General features: G+C 36.2%; 12 protein-coding genes. 8 read left to right on the top strand and 4 right to left on the bottom strand.

All coding sequences use genetic code 11. The features are described 5' to 3' along the window. The first annotated feature begins 166 nt into the window (after positions 1–166). The 8 genes from ACZZZT_RS13850 (at position 167) to ACZZZT_RS13815 (ending at position 13,227) form a co-directional block, all read left to right on the top strand. A complete protein-coding gene (locus ACZZZT_RS13850) occupies positions 167–3,169 on the top strand; it encodes a SusC/RagA family TonB-linked outer membrane protein (RefSeq protein ID WP_463460811.1) in 3,003 nt (1,000 codons plus the stop codon). Positions 3,170–3,362: 193 nt separating this feature from the next. Then, on the top strand, positions 3,363–4,877 hold the full coding sequence (locus ACZZZT_RS13845; RefSeq protein WP_463460810.1) for a RagB/SusD family nutrient uptake outer membrane protein: 1,515 nt from the start codon (positions 3,363–3,365) through the stop codon (positions 4,875–4,877). Positions 4,878–5,128: 251 nt separating this feature from the next. Beyond that, a complete protein-coding gene (locus ACZZZT_RS13840) occupies positions 5,129–6,307 on the top strand; it encodes a glycoside hydrolase family 88 protein (RefSeq protein WP_463460809.1) in 1,179 nt (392 codons plus the stop codon). Between the two features lie 307 nt (positions 6,308–6,614). Further along, the gene (locus ACZZZT_RS13835) at positions 6,615–6,902 is read left to right on the top strand and encodes a hypothetical protein (protein WP_463460808.1); all 288 of its coding nucleotides are present in this window, start codon (positions 6,615–6,617) and stop codon (positions 6,900–6,902) included. Continuing rightward, complete coding sequence (locus ACZZZT_RS13830; protein WP_463460807.1) at positions 6,830–9,052, top strand: glycoside hydrolase family 2 protein; 2,223 nt, start codon at positions 6,830–6,832, stop codon at positions 9,050–9,052. The genes ACZZZT_RS13835 and ACZZZT_RS13830 overlap by 73 nt, the downstream gene beginning before the upstream one ends. Before the next feature lie 216 nt (positions 9,053–9,268). Next, a complete protein-coding gene (locus ACZZZT_RS13825; RefSeq protein WP_463460806.1) occupies positions 9,269–11,086 on the top strand; it encodes a glycoside hydrolase family 2 protein in 1,818 nt (605 codons plus the stop codon). Positions 11,087–11,151: 65 nt separating this feature from the next. Then, positions 11,152–11,715, top strand: coding sequence for a DUF2911 domain-containing protein (locus tag ACZZZT_RS13820; RefSeq protein ID WP_463460805.1), 564 nt, complete (start codon positions 11,152–11,154; stop codon positions 11,713–11,715). 135 nt (positions 11,716–11,850) lie between these two features. Beyond that, positions 11,851–13,227, top strand: a complete 1,377-nt coding sequence (locus ACZZZT_RS13815; RefSeq protein WP_463460804.1) for a serine hydrolase domain-containing protein — start codon at positions 11,851–11,853, stop codon at positions 13,225–13,227. A 129-nt stretch (positions 13,228–13,356) separates the two neighbouring features. On the opposite strand, the gene ACZZZT_RS13810 is transcribed toward ACZZZT_RS13815, so the two are convergent. The 4 genes from ACZZZT_RS13810 to ACZZZT_RS13795 all read right to left on the bottom strand — a co-directional run bounded on the left by ACZZZT_RS13810 (position 13,357) and on the right by ACZZZT_RS13795 (position 18,468). Continuing rightward, complete coding sequence (locus ACZZZT_RS13810) at positions 13,357–13,812, bottom strand: Hsp20/alpha crystallin family protein (RefSeq protein ID WP_463460803.1); 456 nt, start codon at positions 13,810–13,812, stop codon at positions 13,357–13,359. Between the two features lie 822 nt (positions 13,813–14,634). Beyond that, positions 14,635–16,845 (bottom strand): xanthine dehydrogenase family protein molybdopterin-binding subunit, encoded by a 2,211-nt coding sequence (locus ACZZZT_RS13805; protein WP_463460802.1) that lies wholly within the window; start codon positions 16,843–16,845, stop codon positions 14,635–14,637. Positions 16,846–16,852: 7 nt separating this feature from the next. Then, entirely contained in the window at positions 16,853–17,833 is a 981-nt protein-coding gene (locus ACZZZT_RS13800) for an FAD binding domain-containing protein (protein ID WP_463460801.1), read from the bottom strand. Beyond that, entirely contained in the window at positions 17,830–18,468 is a 639-nt protein-coding gene (locus ACZZZT_RS13795) for a (2Fe-2S)-binding protein (protein ID WP_073398307.1), read from the bottom strand. Before ACZZZT_RS13795 ends, ACZZZT_RS13800 begins: the two co-directional genes overlap by 4 nt. Positions 18,469–18,499 lie beyond the last annotated feature (31 nt).

Raw genomic sequence — 18,499 nt, 5'->3', positions numbered from 1 at the left:
AGATACCCTTTTTTGTATTTCTATATCGTTTGCGCCTGATATATTTGTGACATGAAAATCAAAAAAACAAAATTCCTGTTGCTGCAAATTCTCTTCATGCTGCTCATCATCGGAATGAGTTTATTGCTTTTTTATTTTATCTAACATTAACCTAAAACCAAAATGAATGTTTACAAATCTCAAAATTAAATCACTTAAATGGTGTTTTCTGGTACTTTTTTTACTGGCAAATATCATGATGAATGCACAGGAGAAAAAAATCACCGGAAAAGTTACTTCCAGCGAAGATTTACTCGGGCTTCCTGGTGCCAATGTTTATGTTAAAGGATCTTCTGTGGGAGGATCTGCAGATATGGACGGAAATTATAGTGTTTTCGTTTCAGACAAAAATGCTGTTTTAGTCTTCAACTTTGTTGGCTATCAAACGGTTGAAATTCCCGTAGGAGGCAAAACGGTCATCAACGTAAGTTTAAAACCAGATACAAAAAATCTTGAAGAAGTAATCGTTGTGGGTTACGGTACCCGAAAAAAGAGTGACATAACAGGTTCTGTATCTTCTGTAACCGCAAAAGAACTAACGGCTTACCCTTTATTAAATGCAGAACAGGCTTTACAAGGACGTGCAGCAGGGGTTTCGGTACAATCAAATAATGGTGGTGAACCGGGCGCTCCTGTAAAAATCAGGGTTCGTGGCGGAACTTCGATCAATGCGAGTGGTGATGCGCTTGTTGTTGTCGATGGTTTTGCGGGCGTTGCCATGCCGGCGCCTCAAGATATTGCTTCGATCGAGGTGCTTAAAGATGCATCTGCAACCGCAATTTACGGATCAAGAGGTTCAAACGGGGTTATTATGGTGACAACTAAAAAAGGAAAACCGGGAAAACCTGTTATTGAATTCAGCAATTCTACATCGGTACAATCTGTAAACAATAAACTCGATTTATTAAATGCAGAACAATTTGTAGCCTACAGAAAAAGTTTTACAACGCATACTGACGGCGGTGCAAACACAGATTGGCAAGACGTAATTTACCGTGACGGAATGGTTTCAAATACATCACTTTCTTTTTCCGGCGGATCTGAAAACGTGAGATATTATGTTTCAGGAAACTACTTTAACCAAAATGGTGTTGTAATTAACTCAGGAATTGACAAATACACGATTGTAAGTAATCTTGAAGCTGATTTGTCTGACCGTTTTAAAGTGGGTTTGAATTTATTTCAAAGCAAACAAAACAAGGAAGGGATTATTAGCCAAACTGGCGCCGGAGGAACTGGTGCTGCAGGTGTAATTGCAGCGGCGTATCGTTTTATGCCGGACAAAGGAATTTATAATGCAGACGGATCGTACACAACAACGGCGCCAATTGGTGACGATATTGACAATCCGTATGCGACTGCGATGGAAAATGTTTTGGAAACCGTATCCATCGTAAACAGATCAAATTTCTTTGCTCAATATAAAATCACAAAAGATCTTGACTTTAAAACTACTTTAGGATTAACCGACAATAATTCGCAAACCGGAAGATTTATTCCGTCGACTTTAATTGCAGGAAAAAATATCAAAGGAGAAGCTTCTGTAAACAACACGAGATTTTCTTCTTTCCTTACAGAAAATTATCTAACGTATAAAAAAGAGATTATCGACAAAGGAATTTTGACGGTTCTTGGAGGTTATTCGTATCAAAAAAATAAAAACGAAAGTTCGTATGCGGCCTCTAGAGGATTTTTGACGAATACCAATTCGTACCGAAATTTAGGCGCGGGAACTGTTTTCTTAAAACCGGATTCGAATTTATCTGAAACAGAATTAATTTCGGCTTTCGGAAGGTTGAATTTTGATTACGACGATAAATACTTATTTACGTTTACGGCACGTCGCGACGGTTCTTCAAGCTTTAGTAAAAACTACAAATACGGAACTTTCCCTTCTGGAGCCGTAGGTTGGAATATCGCAAAAGAGAATTTCTTAAAAGACAACAAAACGATTTCAAACCTTAAATTGAGAGCGAGTTATGGTGCAACCGGAAACCCGTCAATTGGTGCCTACTCTACTTTATCAAGATTCTCAGAAATTTACGATGTAAGCGGTGACGTTATTGTAAACGCAGTTCAGCTGACTTCTTTGGATAATCCGAATTTGAAATGGGAAACATCATATCAACAAGATTACGGAATTGATTTGGGTTTATTCGAGAACAGAATCAGCTTAACGGCAGATTATTACAAAACTATTACGAAAGATTTATTGTTCAACAGACCTTTACCGGGCGTTTCAGGAATTGCTTCTCAGCTTCAAAACGTGGGTGAATTAGAAAACAAAGGTTGGGAATTAGGCATAAATTCTAAAAACTTTATTGGTGCAGATTTTACGTGGTCTACGAACTTTAATATTTCATCAAACAAAAACAAAGTATTAAAACTGGCTGATAATAAAGATCTTTTAATTAACTCTACGCCAGGACATTTCCTTGCAACAGATTCTCAAATTTTGAGAGTTGGCGAGCCTGTTGGTTCTTTCTTCGGATTTGTTTATGATGGTGTAATTCAGCAAGGTGAAGCGGTTATTCCGGGGAATTTTGAAACGATTGCAGGTGGAGAAAAATTCAAAGATGTAAACGGAGACGGGAAATTAGATTCTCAGGATAAAACGATTATTGGTAATCCAAATCCTGATTTTATCTTCGGTTTGAACAATGATTTTACGTATAAAAATATTGATTTGAATATCTTTTTTCAGGGTTCACAAGGAAACCAAATCTTAAATTATACGTTGATGGAACTGGCATCCGGAAACAATAATGCCACAACAGAAGTTTTAGACGCCTGGACGCCAACAAATACGGATACAAATGTGCCAATTAATGCAGCAAGAACAAAAAGGGTTACTTCGAGATTTGTTTATGATGGAAGTTATATTCGTTTAAAAAACGTTTCTATAGGATATAGTTTAGATGAAAAAGTAGTTTCGAAAATTGGTTTGAGCAAAGTTCGTTTCTACATCAGCGCGCAAAATCTTTGGACGATTACAGATTATCCGGGTTCTGATCCTGAAGGAAATTACCTGAATGATACCAACGCGAGAAGTAACACCAACTTAGGATTAGAATATGGAAGTTACCCAAATGTGAGAACTTTTACTTTCGGTTTTAATTTAAAATTTTAGTCTAAAAATAATATTAAACACATAGAAACATAGAATTTTTCTTTCTCCAAAGAGGAAATAAAAAAACTAGTTTTCACACATAGTTATACACAAAATACTATGATTGTTAATGCAAGTGAAACGTCTAATTAAGCGCTCCAAAAAGCTATGCCTCTATGTGTTAAATACACACCCAATACCCTAAAAAAATATTATGAAAAAATATATAGCTTTTCTTTTCTTGGGAATATTCGCTTTTGGCTGTTCTGACCTTGAAGAAAAACCCGTGGGAATTATTCGTCCCGATAACTTTTTTAACAATACAGATGACTTGCAAGCCGCTGTAAACGGAGCTTTTGCCAACATTGCCCACAACAACTATTGGGGACGTGAATTTACAATTGCCCTAATGCTTCGCGATGATATGGCTGATATTGGCGACAGAACCACGCAGGCTGCCCGTATCGATGTTAATGATATGAATATGAACGATACGAATGCGCTTGTTGCTAACTTTTGGCCACAATCGTATGTGATTATTACCGCTGCAAATCAGGCGATTGAAGGCGCTAAAAAAACGCCCGGAGATCCTGCAAAAGTAAACGCCATTGTCGCTCAGGCTTATTTTGCGAGAGCCTTTGCTTACTATCATTTGGTTCGCATTTTTGGCGATATTCCATATATTGATTTTGTGGTAAATGATGTTTCTCAGGTAAATTCTTTAAGCAGAACAAAAGAAGCAGATGTTTACCCAAAAATTATTGCCGATCTGGAATTTGCAAAACAATGGCTGGAAGACAAACCAAAAGTAAAAGCCGTTCCCGGAAAAGGTACTGCAGCAGGTTATTTAGCTTCTGTTTATCTGACTTTGGGAAATTACCAAAAAGCTTATGATGAATCAAAATACGTTATTACAAACGAAGCCAAATTTGGTTTGGGTTTAGATGCTGATTTTCAGGATTTATTCAACGCTACAAAAGCGGCAGCATTAAAAGAACCATTGTTTACCATCGACTTTAATAACTTAACATCAGGAAATTACGGTCAGGATTATACCGCGTTTTTTACAGGTTCTTTAAAAGATGACAGTTACAGTTACGGACAAGGATTTTCGGTTGCTGTGCCTTCTCAAAAAGTTTTTGATACCTGGGATCAAAGAGATTACAGACGTGCGGTAAGTTTTGATACAATTATTAGAAAGAAAACGGGTCCGGGCGGCGCTTTGCAGATTTTCCCTTCAAGCGATAACGAAAAAGCACCACGCCCGCATATTGCAAAATACTTTCGTTTTCCCGGAAAAGCCGGAGCAAACGGAAGAACTTCGCAACACAATTACATCACAATGCGTTACGCAGAAGTTTTGTTGACCGCTGCAGAAGCTTTAAACGAAATCACACCGGGAACTACAGAAGCTGATGGTTATGTAAACCGAGTTCGCGCCAGAGCGAGAAACAAAGCCGGAAAACAGGTTTCGTTTCCTGCCAACGTAACGCCGGGACTTTCTCAGTCCGATTTTAGAAAAATGGTTATTGATGAAAGACGTTTAGAATTAGCTTTCGAATACATCAGGTGGTACGACATTAAACGATTGAAAATTGCCCCTGACGTTTTTGGAGTGAATGGTTTAGAACCTCACACTTTTGATGTAAACAAAGATTATTTATGGCCGTTACCGGGAACTGAATTAGCGATTAATCCTAATTTAAAACCGAATAATCCCGGGTATTAATATTCATTAGAAATAAATTAAAAATTTAGAATTAAAAATTAAAAATAGCTACTGTGTTTGTTTTCCAGGGATTAATCCCGAAGCTTCGGGACTGGCTACAATATAGATTGTTCCTCCGGAACTTTTAGAAAAGAGCCTTAGGCTCGACCTATTTTGTAGGGATGGATTTTAATCCATTCATCGCATGCATAATTGCGGTTTCAAAGATTTTTAATTTTTAATTCTAAATTTTTAATTAAAAAAATATAAGCATGAATAAAGTTAGTTACTTTTCTTTAATTCTAGGATTTGCATTGCTGGCATCAGCGTGCAAATCCGGAATTAATTCTCAGACCAAAACTTCGGCAAGTGCTGAACATCTTCTGGAAAACCGATACAAAATGTTACTCGATTATCCGGTAGATTCGATGTCGATGCCACGAAGTATGACCATTAAAACCAATTTAATAAAAAAAGTGCCGTCGAGAGACTGGACAAGCGGATTCTTTGCCGGAAACTTATGGCAATTGTACCGCCTTACAAACGATTCTAAATACAAAGAACAAGCTCAAAAATGGACTCCTTTCAGTAAAAAAGAAAGTGTTAATAATAATTCGCACGATGTTGGTTTTAAAGTGTTTTGCAGTTTTGGAGAAGCGCTGAAAGTGGAAAACAAACAAGAATACAAAGATGTGATTATTAAAGGCGCCGAAACTTTATGCACGCGTTTTAACGCAAAAGTGGGTGCAATTCGTTCGTGGGATTTCAACAAAGAAATTTGGGATTATCCGGTGATTATCGATAATATGATGAATCTCGAATTATTGTTTGAAGCCTCAAAATTATCAGGAAACCAAAAATACCATGATATTGCTGTAAAACATTCGAATACAACATTAAAAAATCAGTTTAGGGAAGACAACAGTTGTTATCATGTTATTGATTATAATCCTGTTACGGGAGAAGTTAGAAAGAAAACTACGTTACAAGGTTACAATGACGATTCGGTTTGGGCACGCGGACAAGGCTGGGCAGTTTACGGTTTTACGATGTCGTATCGCTATACCAAAGATCCTGCGTATTTAAAACAAGCCGAAGCTACAGCAACCTTTTTTATGACGAATAAAAACTTGCCGGAAGACGGAATTCCGTATTGGGATTTTAAAGATCCGAGTATTCCAAATTCACCGCGCGATGTTTCTGCTGCAACCGTTATGGCTTCAGCATTGTATGAACTTTATGGATATACGAAGAATCAAAGTTATTTGGCTTTCGCCGATAAAATAATGAAGTCTTTACATTCAGACAAATACATTTTACCTGATACTGTAAAAGCGCCATTTATTCTGGATCACAGTACCGGAAACTGGCCAAAACACGACGAAATCGACGAACCAATAATCTATGCCGACTATTATTTTCTGGAGGCATTATTGAGAAGAAAGCATTAGAAAAAGTAGCAAAGGTGCAGAGGTGCAAAGTGACAAAGGTTTTCAGTCTTCGAACCTTTGAGCCTTTGTACCTAAAACCTAAAAAAGGTACAGAGGTGCAAAGTGACAAAGGTTCTAACCCTTTGAGCCTTTGAACCTGAAAACCTAAAAAAGGTACAGAGGTACAAAGTGACAAAGGTTTTCTGCCTTTGAACCTTTACAACTGAAAACCTTAAAAAGGTACAGAGGTGCAAAGTGACAAAGGTTTTCAGCCTTTGAACCTTGGAACCTTTGTGCCTGAAAACCTTAAAAAAAAGCTTTATAATTTATGCAAAAACTACATCACAACTATACTTCTTTTTCTGTTATTGCTTTTTTGATTGTTTTTCAGTTTTGCTTTTTCATTGGCTTTGCCCAGAAAAATTCGGCAATGCGAACGAAGATCAATATCAATGAAAATTGGCTGTATTTAGAAAATCATACTTCAAGTCTTACGGAAGCAAAAAATGCGGCAAACTGGACGTCTTTAAATTTACCACATACGTGGAATGCCGAAGATGCAACCGATTTAAACCCAGGTTACAGACGCGATGCAAGCTGGTATCAAAAAAGCTGAACATTGCCCAAATAGACAAAAACAAACGTTATTTTCTATATTTTGAAGGCTCGAATGTCACCACAAAAGTTTATGTAAACGGCAAAGAAGCCGGCGGACATATTGGTGGTTATATTGGGTTTACGATTGATATTACAGATTTTATCAACGAAGGAAACAACGACATTTTTGTACGTGTTGATAATAGTTACGACATAGAAATAATTCCGTCGCAAAAAAGTGATTTCTTTATTTATGGCGGAATCACAAGAGATGTTTGGCTTTTGTCTCAATACAAAAACCGAATTGATAATCTAAAAATTACAACTCCTGAAGTTTCTGCAAAAAAAGCTTCAGTACAAATTCTGGCTTCAACGATAAATGCTGAAAATGCAAAAGATTTATCTTTAACGGTGGTTCTTAAAAATCCGAAAGGGAAAAAAGTTGCCAGCAAAACGATTTTAGTTTCTGATAAAACGTCGAATATTACTTTCGAAAACATTAAAAATCCGGAGTTGTGGGATACGGATAATCCGAATTTATATTCGGTAACCGCCACTTTATCAGAAGGAAAACAAATCATTGACAGTGTAAATGAAAAAGTTGGTTTTAGATGGTTTGAGTTTAAAGATCACGGTCCTTTTTATCTTAACGGAAAGCGATTATTGATTCGCGGCACACATCGTCATGAAGAACAAGCCGGAGTTGGCGCAGCGATGAGCAACGAGCAACATTGGGCAGATATGAAATCCATAAAAAATATGGGTGCCAATTTTGTTCGTCTCGCGCATTATCCGCAAGATCCTGAAATTTACAAAGCCTGTGATGAATTGGGTCTTTTGGTTTGGGATGAATTGCCGTGGTGTCGTGGCGGCATTGGCGGTGAACTTTGGCAAACAAACACCAAAAATATGCTGGCCGAAATCATCAATCAAAATTACAATCATCCGAGCATTATCATTTGGTCTTTAGGAAACGAAATGAACTGGCTTCCTGATTTTCCTGATGGCGACAATACCGAAAAAACGAATGCATTTTTAACGGAATTAAACGACATCGCACACAAAATGGATCCAACTCGAAAAACTGCGATTCGAAAATATTATGAAGGTTCACAAATTGTAGATGTATTCTCTCCTTCTATTTGGTCTGGCTGGTATTCTGGAAGTTACAAAAGCTATCAAAAAGCAATTGACGTTTACAAAAATGAATACAAACATTTTATTCATGCCGAATATGGCGGTGACAGTCACGTTGGCCGTCACAGTGAAAATCCCGTAACTGGCGAAAATATCATAAAAGCGGAAGGCTGGGAAGAAGCAATTGTACAAACCAAAGTGGCCAATATTGCCCAAATTGGAGATTGGAGCGAGAATTATATCGTTGATTTATTCGACTGGCATTTGCATATATCCGAGAACGATCCGGCATTTGTGGGAAATGTTCAATGGGCGTTTAAGGATTTTGCAACGCCATTGCGTCCCGAAGATGATATTCCGTACATGAACCAAAAAGGTCTTGTGGACAGAAACGGAAATCCGAAAGATGCGTATTATGTTTTTAAAAGTTATTGGGCAAAAGAACCTTTTACCTATATCGAATCGCACACCTGGACAGAACGCCAGGGACCGGAAAATACGCCAAGAACTCTGAGTGTTTTTAGTAATTGTGAGCGAGTTACGCTTTATCATGAAGGAAAATCGCTTGGAGAAAAACAAAGAAATCTTTCGCTATATCCTGCAAATGGTTTAACTTGGGATGTTAATTTTAAAAAAGGAGAAAATATTCTGATTGCTGTCGGAAAAACAATAGCCGGAAAAACGGTTTCGGATACTTTAAAAGTCAACTATCGTTTTAACAAAAATGATACGGCAACGTCTTTACAATTGTCTTCTCAAAAATTAAAAAACGGCAATTATCTGGTTACGGCAATTGCAATTGACAATAACAATTTGCGTTGCCTGGATTATGAAGAAAGTGTTTATTTTCAATGTTTGAAAGGCGGAAAAACCATGAAAAATCAGGGAACTCCAACGGGAAGTGAATCAATCAGAATGGCAAATGGAAAGGCTTCGATTGAAGTTGTTCCGGATGGTTCTGGTTTGGCCATTGAAATGACGGCTTTGAATCAGAGTTTTAAAGGGGAATATTTAAAAATAATGCTTAAATAAAAATAATGCCACAAAGTCGCTAAAACACAAAGTTTTTTTTGTCACAGATTAAAAGATTAAAATGATTTTTTTTACGCAGATTCTGCAGATTTTAGCAGATTTAATTTTTAAAAAACTTTATAAATAATCTGCGCATATCTGCTTAAATCTTTTTAAAATCTGCGTGAAAAAAAACTTTGTGCCTTCGAGCCTTTGTGGCAACAAACACACATACTAATGAAAAAACTAATAACCACATTACTCCTAACCTTTTCCATTTTCGGACAAGCTCAGGATATCAACCTAATCTCAAACATTTCAAACCGAAATACAACCTCATTAAACGGCGTTTGGAATTACATTGTAGATCCTTACGAAACAGGATATTACAGCTTTCATCACGACGAATATGATAAACAGGCAAAACCGTCAAACGCGGCGTATTTTAATAATTATCACGCAGTTAATAAACAGGAATTGGTAGAATATGATTTTGATAAATCGCCTAAAATCAATATTCCGGGCGATTGGACTTCGCAGGTTCCGGAACTGAAATATTATGAGGGAAATGTCTGGTTCAAAAAGTCTTTTGATTATGATTTAAAAGCAGGAAAACGTCTTTTTCTTTATATTGGTGCGATCAATTATAAAGCTGATGTTTATCTGAACGGCAAAAAACTCGGAACTCATATTGGCGGATTTACACCTTTTAATTATGAAGTTACTTCGATTGTAAAACCAAAAGACAATTATCTGGTTATTAAAGTTGATAATACACGTCACAAAGAAGATGTTCCGACGATTAATACAGATTGGTGGAATTATGGCGGAATCACGCGTGATGTGACTTTAATTGAAGAAAACGCCTCATTTGTAGAAGATTATAATATTCAGCTAAAAAAGAATAGTACAGATTTGATTTCCGGGTTTGTAAAGATCAATAATTTAAATGCTTCGCAAAATTCGGTTTCAATTTCGATTCCTGAATTGAAAATTAATTATAAAGGAAAAGTGGGCGCTGACGGAATTGTAAGCTTTGAAATTCCGGCGAAAAAAATATCATTTTGGTCACCTGAAAACCCGAAATTGTATGATGTAACGATTGATTTTAACGGACAAAAACTGAAAGATAATATTGGTTTCAGAACAATTGAAACAAAAGAAGATAAAATTTTATTAAACGGAAAACCGATCTTTTTACGTGGAATTTCGATTCACGAAGAAAACGCAAAAGGCGGACGCGCGAATTCTGAAGAAGATGCTTTACGTCTATTAAATTGGGCAAAAGAACTGGGTTGTAATTATGTTCGTCTGGCACATTATCCGCATAACGAAAACATTATCAGAACGGCAGACAAAATGGGATTAATGGTTTGGGAAGAAATTCCGGTTTATTGGACAGTTGAATTTACAAGAGAAGCCACTTATCAAAATGCCGAAGATCAATTAACGGCTGCGATTACAAGAGATAAAAACAGAGCTTGTATTATTATCTGGTCGATGGCAAATGAAACACCAATTTCTGATGCACGAAATACTTTCATCAAAAATTTAGTCGATCATACCAAAACTTTAGACAATACCAGATTGATCAGCGCAGCTTTATTAACGCAAAGCGGAAGTGATGGTTTTGGAACGATCAACGATCCTATTGGTGAATATTTAGATATTATTTCCTTCAACCAATATTTGGGCTGGTACGGCGGAAAACTGGAAGATGCCGAAAAGATTTTCTGGAAAACCAAGTACAATAAACCGATTATTGTTTCTGAATTTGGAGGCGATGCCAAAGCAGGATTACACGGCGAAAAAAACGAACGCTGGACAGAGGAATTTCAGGAATATTTATATATTCAGAATTTGAAAATGATCGAAAATATTCCGCATTTGAGTGGTACAAGTCCTTGGATTTTAGTTGATTTCAGATCTCCAAGACGACTTTTACCGGGAATTCAGGACGAGTACAATCGCAAAGGATTGATTTCTAACGACGGTCAAAAAAAGAAAGCCTTTTATATTATGCAAAATTGGTACGAGAAAAAGAAAAAAGAGTAAAAATTGTATGATTTCTCTTTGTTATTCTCTTACTTTGTATGAACCTATAACAAATTATAATTCTTATGAAAAAATTTAGTTTATTGGCAATTACTTTTTTGATTGCTATTTCAGTTAAAGCTCAGGACGTAGTAAAATTTCCACCGTTAGATGCAAGTCCGGTTGATATTGCTTATTTCCCAAATAAAGCGGTTAAATTCAAAAAAACAGATACTCCTTCGCCTTCTATCAAAGTTATTTATTCAAGACCTTCTGCAAAAGGGCGTGTAATTTTTGGAGATTTAATTAAATACGGTGAAGTTTGGAGAGTTGGTGCAAATGAGAATACCGAAATCAAATTCTACAAACCGGCAACTATAAACGGTGTTGCGGTTCCTGCAGGAACTTATAGTTTGTTTGCCATTCCTGAAAAAGATAAATGGACAATCATTATCAATAAAGAACTTGATTTATGGGGAGGTTATGCGTATGATGAAAGCAAAGATCTTGTAAAAATTACGGTTCCTGTAAAACCAGTTTCAGAAGTAATCGAAGCTTTATCAATCGCTTTTACATCAAAAGATAAAGTAACAAATTTGGTAATTGGATGGGACAAAACAACAGTTGAAGTTCCTATCACAATAAAATAATTAGTCAATATTTCGACATAAATATCAAAGAGACACTTAATTAAATAATTAGTGTCTCTTTTTTTGCTTAATATTGAGTAAATTTAACAACATAACCACTAACCAAAAAACCACAAAAATGAAAAAAAGTATGTATTGCTGCTATTTCTGTTGTCCGCTTATTGCGGATATTCTCAACAAAAGTTCAAAATTACTTATGAGCAATTAAAAGAATATGAAGGTATTTATGAATATCAGAACAATACTACTTTACAAATCGCCGCCTCACCAAAAGACACTATTTTATACGCTATTATCAACGAAAGCAAATATGCCTTAAAACCTTCTGAAAAAGACATCTTTTTAAATATGTCTAAAGAAAAAGTGACTTTCTTAAGAAATAGTGCTTCTGCTATTACCGGTTATACTTCTCAGGAAAAAACATTTAATCTGATTAGTAAAAAAGTCATTTTTCCAAAAGAAATGTGGTATCCGAGACTGAATTCAAAAGATTTTAAATATAGCTATCAGCCGCCAAAAAAAGACCTTGATGGTTTATTGACCGGAACGCTCGATAATACGGGACTGGATAAAGCATTATTGAATGAAATGATGCAGAAAATTGTTGACGGAACTTATGCAAACGTACACAGTGTTTTGATTATAAAAGATGGAAAATTGGTTTTTGAAGAATATTTTTATGAATACAACAAAACCAAATTGCACGAAATGCGTTCTGCTACAAAAAGTATAATTTCTGCCCTTACGGGAATTGCAATTGATAAAGGATTTATTAAAAGCAAAACTGAAACTGTACTTTCTTATTTTCCTGAATATACTTTTAAAAACCTCACAGATGATAAACGACAAATTACAATTGAAAACCTTTTAACCAATCAAAGCGGACTTGATTGTGATGTGAGTAATCCTAAATCAGAAGGAAATGAAACGACAATGAATTATTCTGATGACTGGATACAATTTACATTAGATTTACCAATGATTGATGTTCCGGACGGACGAGGAATGTATTGCTCAGGAAACCCAATTACAGTGGGGAGAATTATTGAAAAAGCAACTAAAATGACGCTTCCTGATTTTGCAAAACAAACGCTTTTTAAAGATATTGGCATTAAAAATTTCAAATGGAATTTTAAACCCGATGCTTCCAGTTCCGAAACTTTTTGTCAGGTCTATTTAACGCCAAGAGATATGGCTAAATTTGGTTTGCTTTATCTCAACAAAGGAATGTGGGCAGACAAACAGGTTATTTCTAAAAACTGGATTGAGGAATCTTTAACCAAACACTCTGTTATTCAGGGAGTAAATTACGGTTATTTGTGGTGGCTTAAATATTTGGAAGTAAATGGCACTCGCTTTTCCGGAAAGGCTGCTCAAGGAAACGGCGGACAGAAAATTTATATTTGGGAAGACCAGAATATGGTTACTGTGATTACCGGCGGAAATTATAACTCACAATCACCAAGTGACGAACTGATTCAGAAATATATTTTACCTGCTTTTAAGAAATGAAACAATTAGATAATTCGGCAATTAGATAATTAGATAATTTTTAAATGAGATAAAAAAAGGCTGTCAAAAAATTTGACAGCCTTTTTCATGAATAAAATAGATAAATAATCTCGAATTGAGACTTAATCATTATGCGATCTCAATCATTTTTGGTGCTTTTTGTTTTGCATCATCTCTTTTTGGAATAGTAAGATTTAAGATTCCGTTCTCATAGCGGGCATTGATATTATCCTCATCTACAACGTTTTTTGGCAATTCAAAACTTCTTTGAAATGATTGGTAACTAAACTCTCTGCGAGTGTAATTATCTCCTTCCGCTTTCTCTTCTTTATTGGTAGATTTTGTGCAGGAAATAGTCAGTAAATTGTTATCCAGGGTAACATTAAAGTCTTTTTTGTCGAGTCCCGGAGCTGCGACTTCAACCTCATAATTTTCGGCTGTTTCTTTAACGTTTATGGATGGTACGGTTGTACTGGTGGATGAAAAATTATTGTTTTCCCAGTTAAAAAGTTCACGACTGAAAAAGTCGTCAAATAATGCCGGAAATGCATGGGAATTTGTCCCGTTTCTTCTAATAGTTAACATGACTTTTACTTTTTAAATAGTTATACATTAAAATTTAATTTCACAACCCAAAAAAAGCAAAATAAATACCAAAATAAAAAAACTGTCATTTTTTCAATATTTATTTGACACAATTTCAGATACATACGAAAAAATGTCAGTTCAAAATTAAAACATGGGAATTATGTAACAAATAAATTAAATTATATAACAAAAGTGTATTTCCTACATTTATTTTTGATGTAGTATAGAAAGTAATTATTAAGAAAATGTTCCACAACTTGTAAAAAAACTTAATCAATTATTCAATCATAAAAATCTATACTAGCCAAAACCAATTAAAGAAAAATGGTGCATTGTCATAAACGAAATATCAGCGTAAAAATTTAAAAGACAGTAATTAAGAAAACTACTTTTTTATATTCCCACTAATAATCATGTAGCATTTTTTTAATTTGTGTCCAAAAATTAATGACTTTTCCCTTTATGACATTTTGCATCATTTTTTATTGATGACTTTATTAACTATCTTGAAATACGGCTCATTTTATTTAATTAAAAAATCCCTTTGAGAATCAAATAATATTCGATTCCTAAAGGGATTATTGTTTTTTCGTCTGCTAATTATTATTAAGTAAACAATAGTTCATGTAATCCCTACGGGATATTTGAACTGGAGTAAAATTCTACTTTGTTACCAATATGTAAATCCTAACGGATTATCTTTTAGAATTTGAATTTTATTCATAAATAAAAAACCATATCTCGTAGAGATTACATATTGGTAGAAAAAAGGAATATGCACACAATATTGTCCCGTAGGGACTACACGATATTATTAAATTATGCTGTCGCTACAGCAGGATCTAAAATTTTATCAAGTGTAATTGGTAAGTCTCTAACACGTTTTCCTGTTGCATTAAAAACTGCATTTGCAATTGCCGGCGCCATTCCTACTAATGCTGTTTCTCCCAGACCTTTTGTTCCCATTGGGTTACTCACAGGATCTTTTTTATTCACAAAAAACACTTCCTGTTTTTCAATATCAGCATTTACAGGAACATGGTAATCGGCAAAATTATTATTGATCGGACGGCCAAAACGGTGATCGATTTCTAAAGCTTCCATTAATCCCATTCCGATTCCGCCCACTGCACCTCCGTACATTTGTCCTGCCGAAGTTTTATGGTTGATTACTGTGCCAATATCAGCGCAGGAAACTACGTGAGCAATTCTGATTTTACCTAAATTAGGGTTTACCAAAACTTTTACAAAATGCACTGAAAACGAATAAATAGAATATTTTTTAGCTTCTTCTGAACCTTTTGATTCATTTTCGACCGCTAATTCTTCTAATTTATTAGCACTAAGCAAAGTCGATAAAGAAACCGATTTTGAAGCTTCTTTTTTAGAAGAAACCGAACCATTTGCAAAAGTTAAATCTGCAATGGGAATATTTTTAAAAGTTGGGTTTTCAGTTGCCAAACCAAGCGCTTTACTCACTAATAAATTACACGCATCGTGAACTGCAGAACCTACAGATGAAGTCGTTGCAGAACCACCTTGCGTTGGCCCTTTTGGTAATCCGCTTCGGCCCATTTCAATCACTACATTTTCAGTTGGAATTCCGGTAATTTCTGCACCAATTGCCGTCATCATAGTTGCTGTTCCCGGTCCCATATCGTTTACGCTGCATTGAAGTACCAAGTTTCCATCTGCCAAAAATTTCGCTTTTACTGTCGTAGGATTTCGGTACGAACCAAAAGTTCCCGTTCCCATTCCGTAACCTACGAGCCATTCGCCTTCACGAACACTTCCGGGTTTGTTTTTACGGTCTTTCCAGCCAATGCGTTCCATTCCGGCTTCGTAACAATCTAAAAGATATTTACTGCTCCATGGTTTATTTTGTTCGAGATCTTTTTCGGCATGATTGCGTTTTCGAAATTCAATAGGATCCATATTTAATTTATGTGCCAATTCGTCGATAGCGCTTTCTAGGGCAAAAGAGCCGGTCGCTTCGCCGGGACCACGCATCCAGATTGGCGTACAAGTATCAAGTTCAGCAATTCTATATTTGGTCGAAACGTTGGCACAATCATACATAAAACGTGACATGTTTACGGTTGCTTCGGTAAAATCTTCATAGTTCGAAGTCATTGCCAGGGCTTCGTGACTTAAACCTGTAAGTTTACCATCTTTAGTGGCTCCCAATCCCATTTTTTGAATTGTGTAAGGACGAAATCCAACATTGGTAAACATCTGTTCACGATGCAAAACCAATTTAACCGGTTTGCCTATTTTTTTTGATCCGATAAGAGCTGCAATTTCATAAGGCCAGGTATGCAAACCCATTCCAAAAGCACCACCCAAATATTCAGAATGTACTTCTACATCTTCAGGCGGAATTCCAAAAACGTTCCCAACACTTTTTCTGGTGCCTTCTACACCCTGACTTTTGGTGTATAAAACGGGCTTATTATTTTCCCATTTTGCAATAATATTTGCCAATTCCATCGGATTATGAACTTCTGTCGGAATCGTATATTCTGCTTCTAAAACAACTTCTGCCGTTTTATAAGCATCTTCTGTTCCGCGATTGTAATCTTTTGCACGATCTCCACCGGGATTTCTGCTTTTATCTTTTGCTTTTTCAAGTTGAGTTGTATGTTCTTCTTTTAAATATTCGGCTTTGATTAAACTCGCCGCATATTGCATACGCTCAAAAGTATCAGCAATCACCAAAGCTATTGGCTGATCGTAATAACGAACCGAATCGTCTTTAAAAATTTGAAGCGGCTGTCCCAGATTATTACGTTGTTTGGCTTGCTCGTATCCTGCAGGTTTCTCGACATTTAAATGCGTTATAACCGCCAGAACTCCCGGCGCCCATTCGGCTTTTTTAGTATCAATACTTTTGATTCGGCCTTTGGCAATCGTACTTCCCACCAAACAGGCGTAGGTAACACCAGCAGTTTTATACTCGGCCGAATAAGTTGCAGAACCCGTTACTTTAGCAAATCCGTCAACTCTGTTTATATTACTTGTCTTGCTCATAATCAAATTATTTAGATGCTGCTATAGTTAACGCTTCGGTGATTGCATTTGGTCCTAGAGTCAATTTAAAGGCGTTGTCGCCATAACTTTTAGCGCCTTTCATGCTTAAATTTGCCGCTTGTCTGAATGTTTCTTCAGAGACTGTTTTTCCTCTCAAAAATTCTTCCGCTTCTGTCAATCTCCAAGGTTTATGCGCAACACCGCCCATCGCAAGTCTTGCCTCATTTATTACATTATTTTTAATATCTAAACCAACGGCGACTGAAACCAGTGCAAAAGCATAACTGCTTCTGTCACGAACTTTTAAATAATGTACATTTTTGGTAAAATTGTTTTCCGGAATTTCTATCGAAGTAATCAATTCTTTATTTTCCAATGTATTGTCTTTTTCAGGCGTATTTCCGGGAAGACGATGAAAATCAGTAAATTTTATTTGTCTTTTCCCTTTTGGGCCTTCTACAAAAACGGTTGCATCCAGAGCTGCAAGTGCTATGCACATATCACTCGGATGAACGGCAATGCAACTGTCTGAAGCTCCAAAAATGGCGTGCATTCTGTTTGAACCGCCAATGGCTCCGCAGCCGCTTTTTGGCATTCTTTTATTGCAGGGCATATCGGTATTATAAAAATACGAACAACGTGTGCGCTGTAACATATTTCCGCCAACAGTTGCCATATGCCTGATTTGCTGAGATGCTCCGGCGGCTAATGCCAAAGCCAGCAAAGGATATTTTTCTTTAATGGATTTATCTTCGGCAACCTGACTGTTTTTTGCCAATGCGCCAATTGATACTTTTCCAGTTCCAAATTCTATTTTCTTTAAATCCAAAGCTGTAATGTCGACCAGTTTGTCCGGAGCAACAACATTCTTTTTCATTAAGTCTACCAGGTTTGTTCCACCTGCAATAAACATTGCTGAAGGTTCTTTGCTGATATTGGTTACTGCAGAGCCGGATGAAAGCGCTCTAATGATTTGAAAGTTTTTCATAATGGCTTCCCTCCTTCCTTAACTTCTGTTATCGCGTCTACAATATTATGATAAGCTCCACATCTACAAATGTTTCCGCTCATATATTCTCTAATTTCTTCTCTGCTGTTGGCGTGACCTTCTTTAATGCAGGCAATTCCGGACATGATTTGTCCCGGCGTGCAATATCCACATTGAAAGCCGTCATTTTTGATGAAAGCTTCCTGCATTGGATGTAATTTTTTTCCTTTCGAAAGTCCTTCAATTGTAGTCACCTGCGCATTTTGCTGCATGGATGCCAATGTTAAACAAGACAAAATTCTGGTGCCGTTTACATGAACTGTACATGCGCCGCATTGTCCATGATCGCACCCTTTTTTTGTTCCTGTTAATTGTAAATTCTCCCTCAACAAATCCAGCAAAGTAGTTCGTGGTTCAACATTAAGATTGTGTTTTGTACCGTTTACTTCTATCGAAAGCGGAACTGTCTCTAAATATTCTGCAATTTTCTCATCCCACTTTTTTTCTGAAGCCATAACCAATGAAGGCGGTGCAAAAGCAAGTGCGGTAAATAATCCTGATTTTTTAATAAAATCGCGACGTGAATTAGTGTCGTCTTCGATTACTTTCTTAATATTTGTTTTCTTGGGAGCCATGCATACTGTTTTTAAATTAACAAATTGCTTG

Source organism: Flavobacterium sp. AC274, from assembly GCF_979258275.1.
The sequence above is the reverse complement of the archived record's forward strand: the minus strand, read 5'-3'. Positions and strand labels throughout refer to the sequence as shown.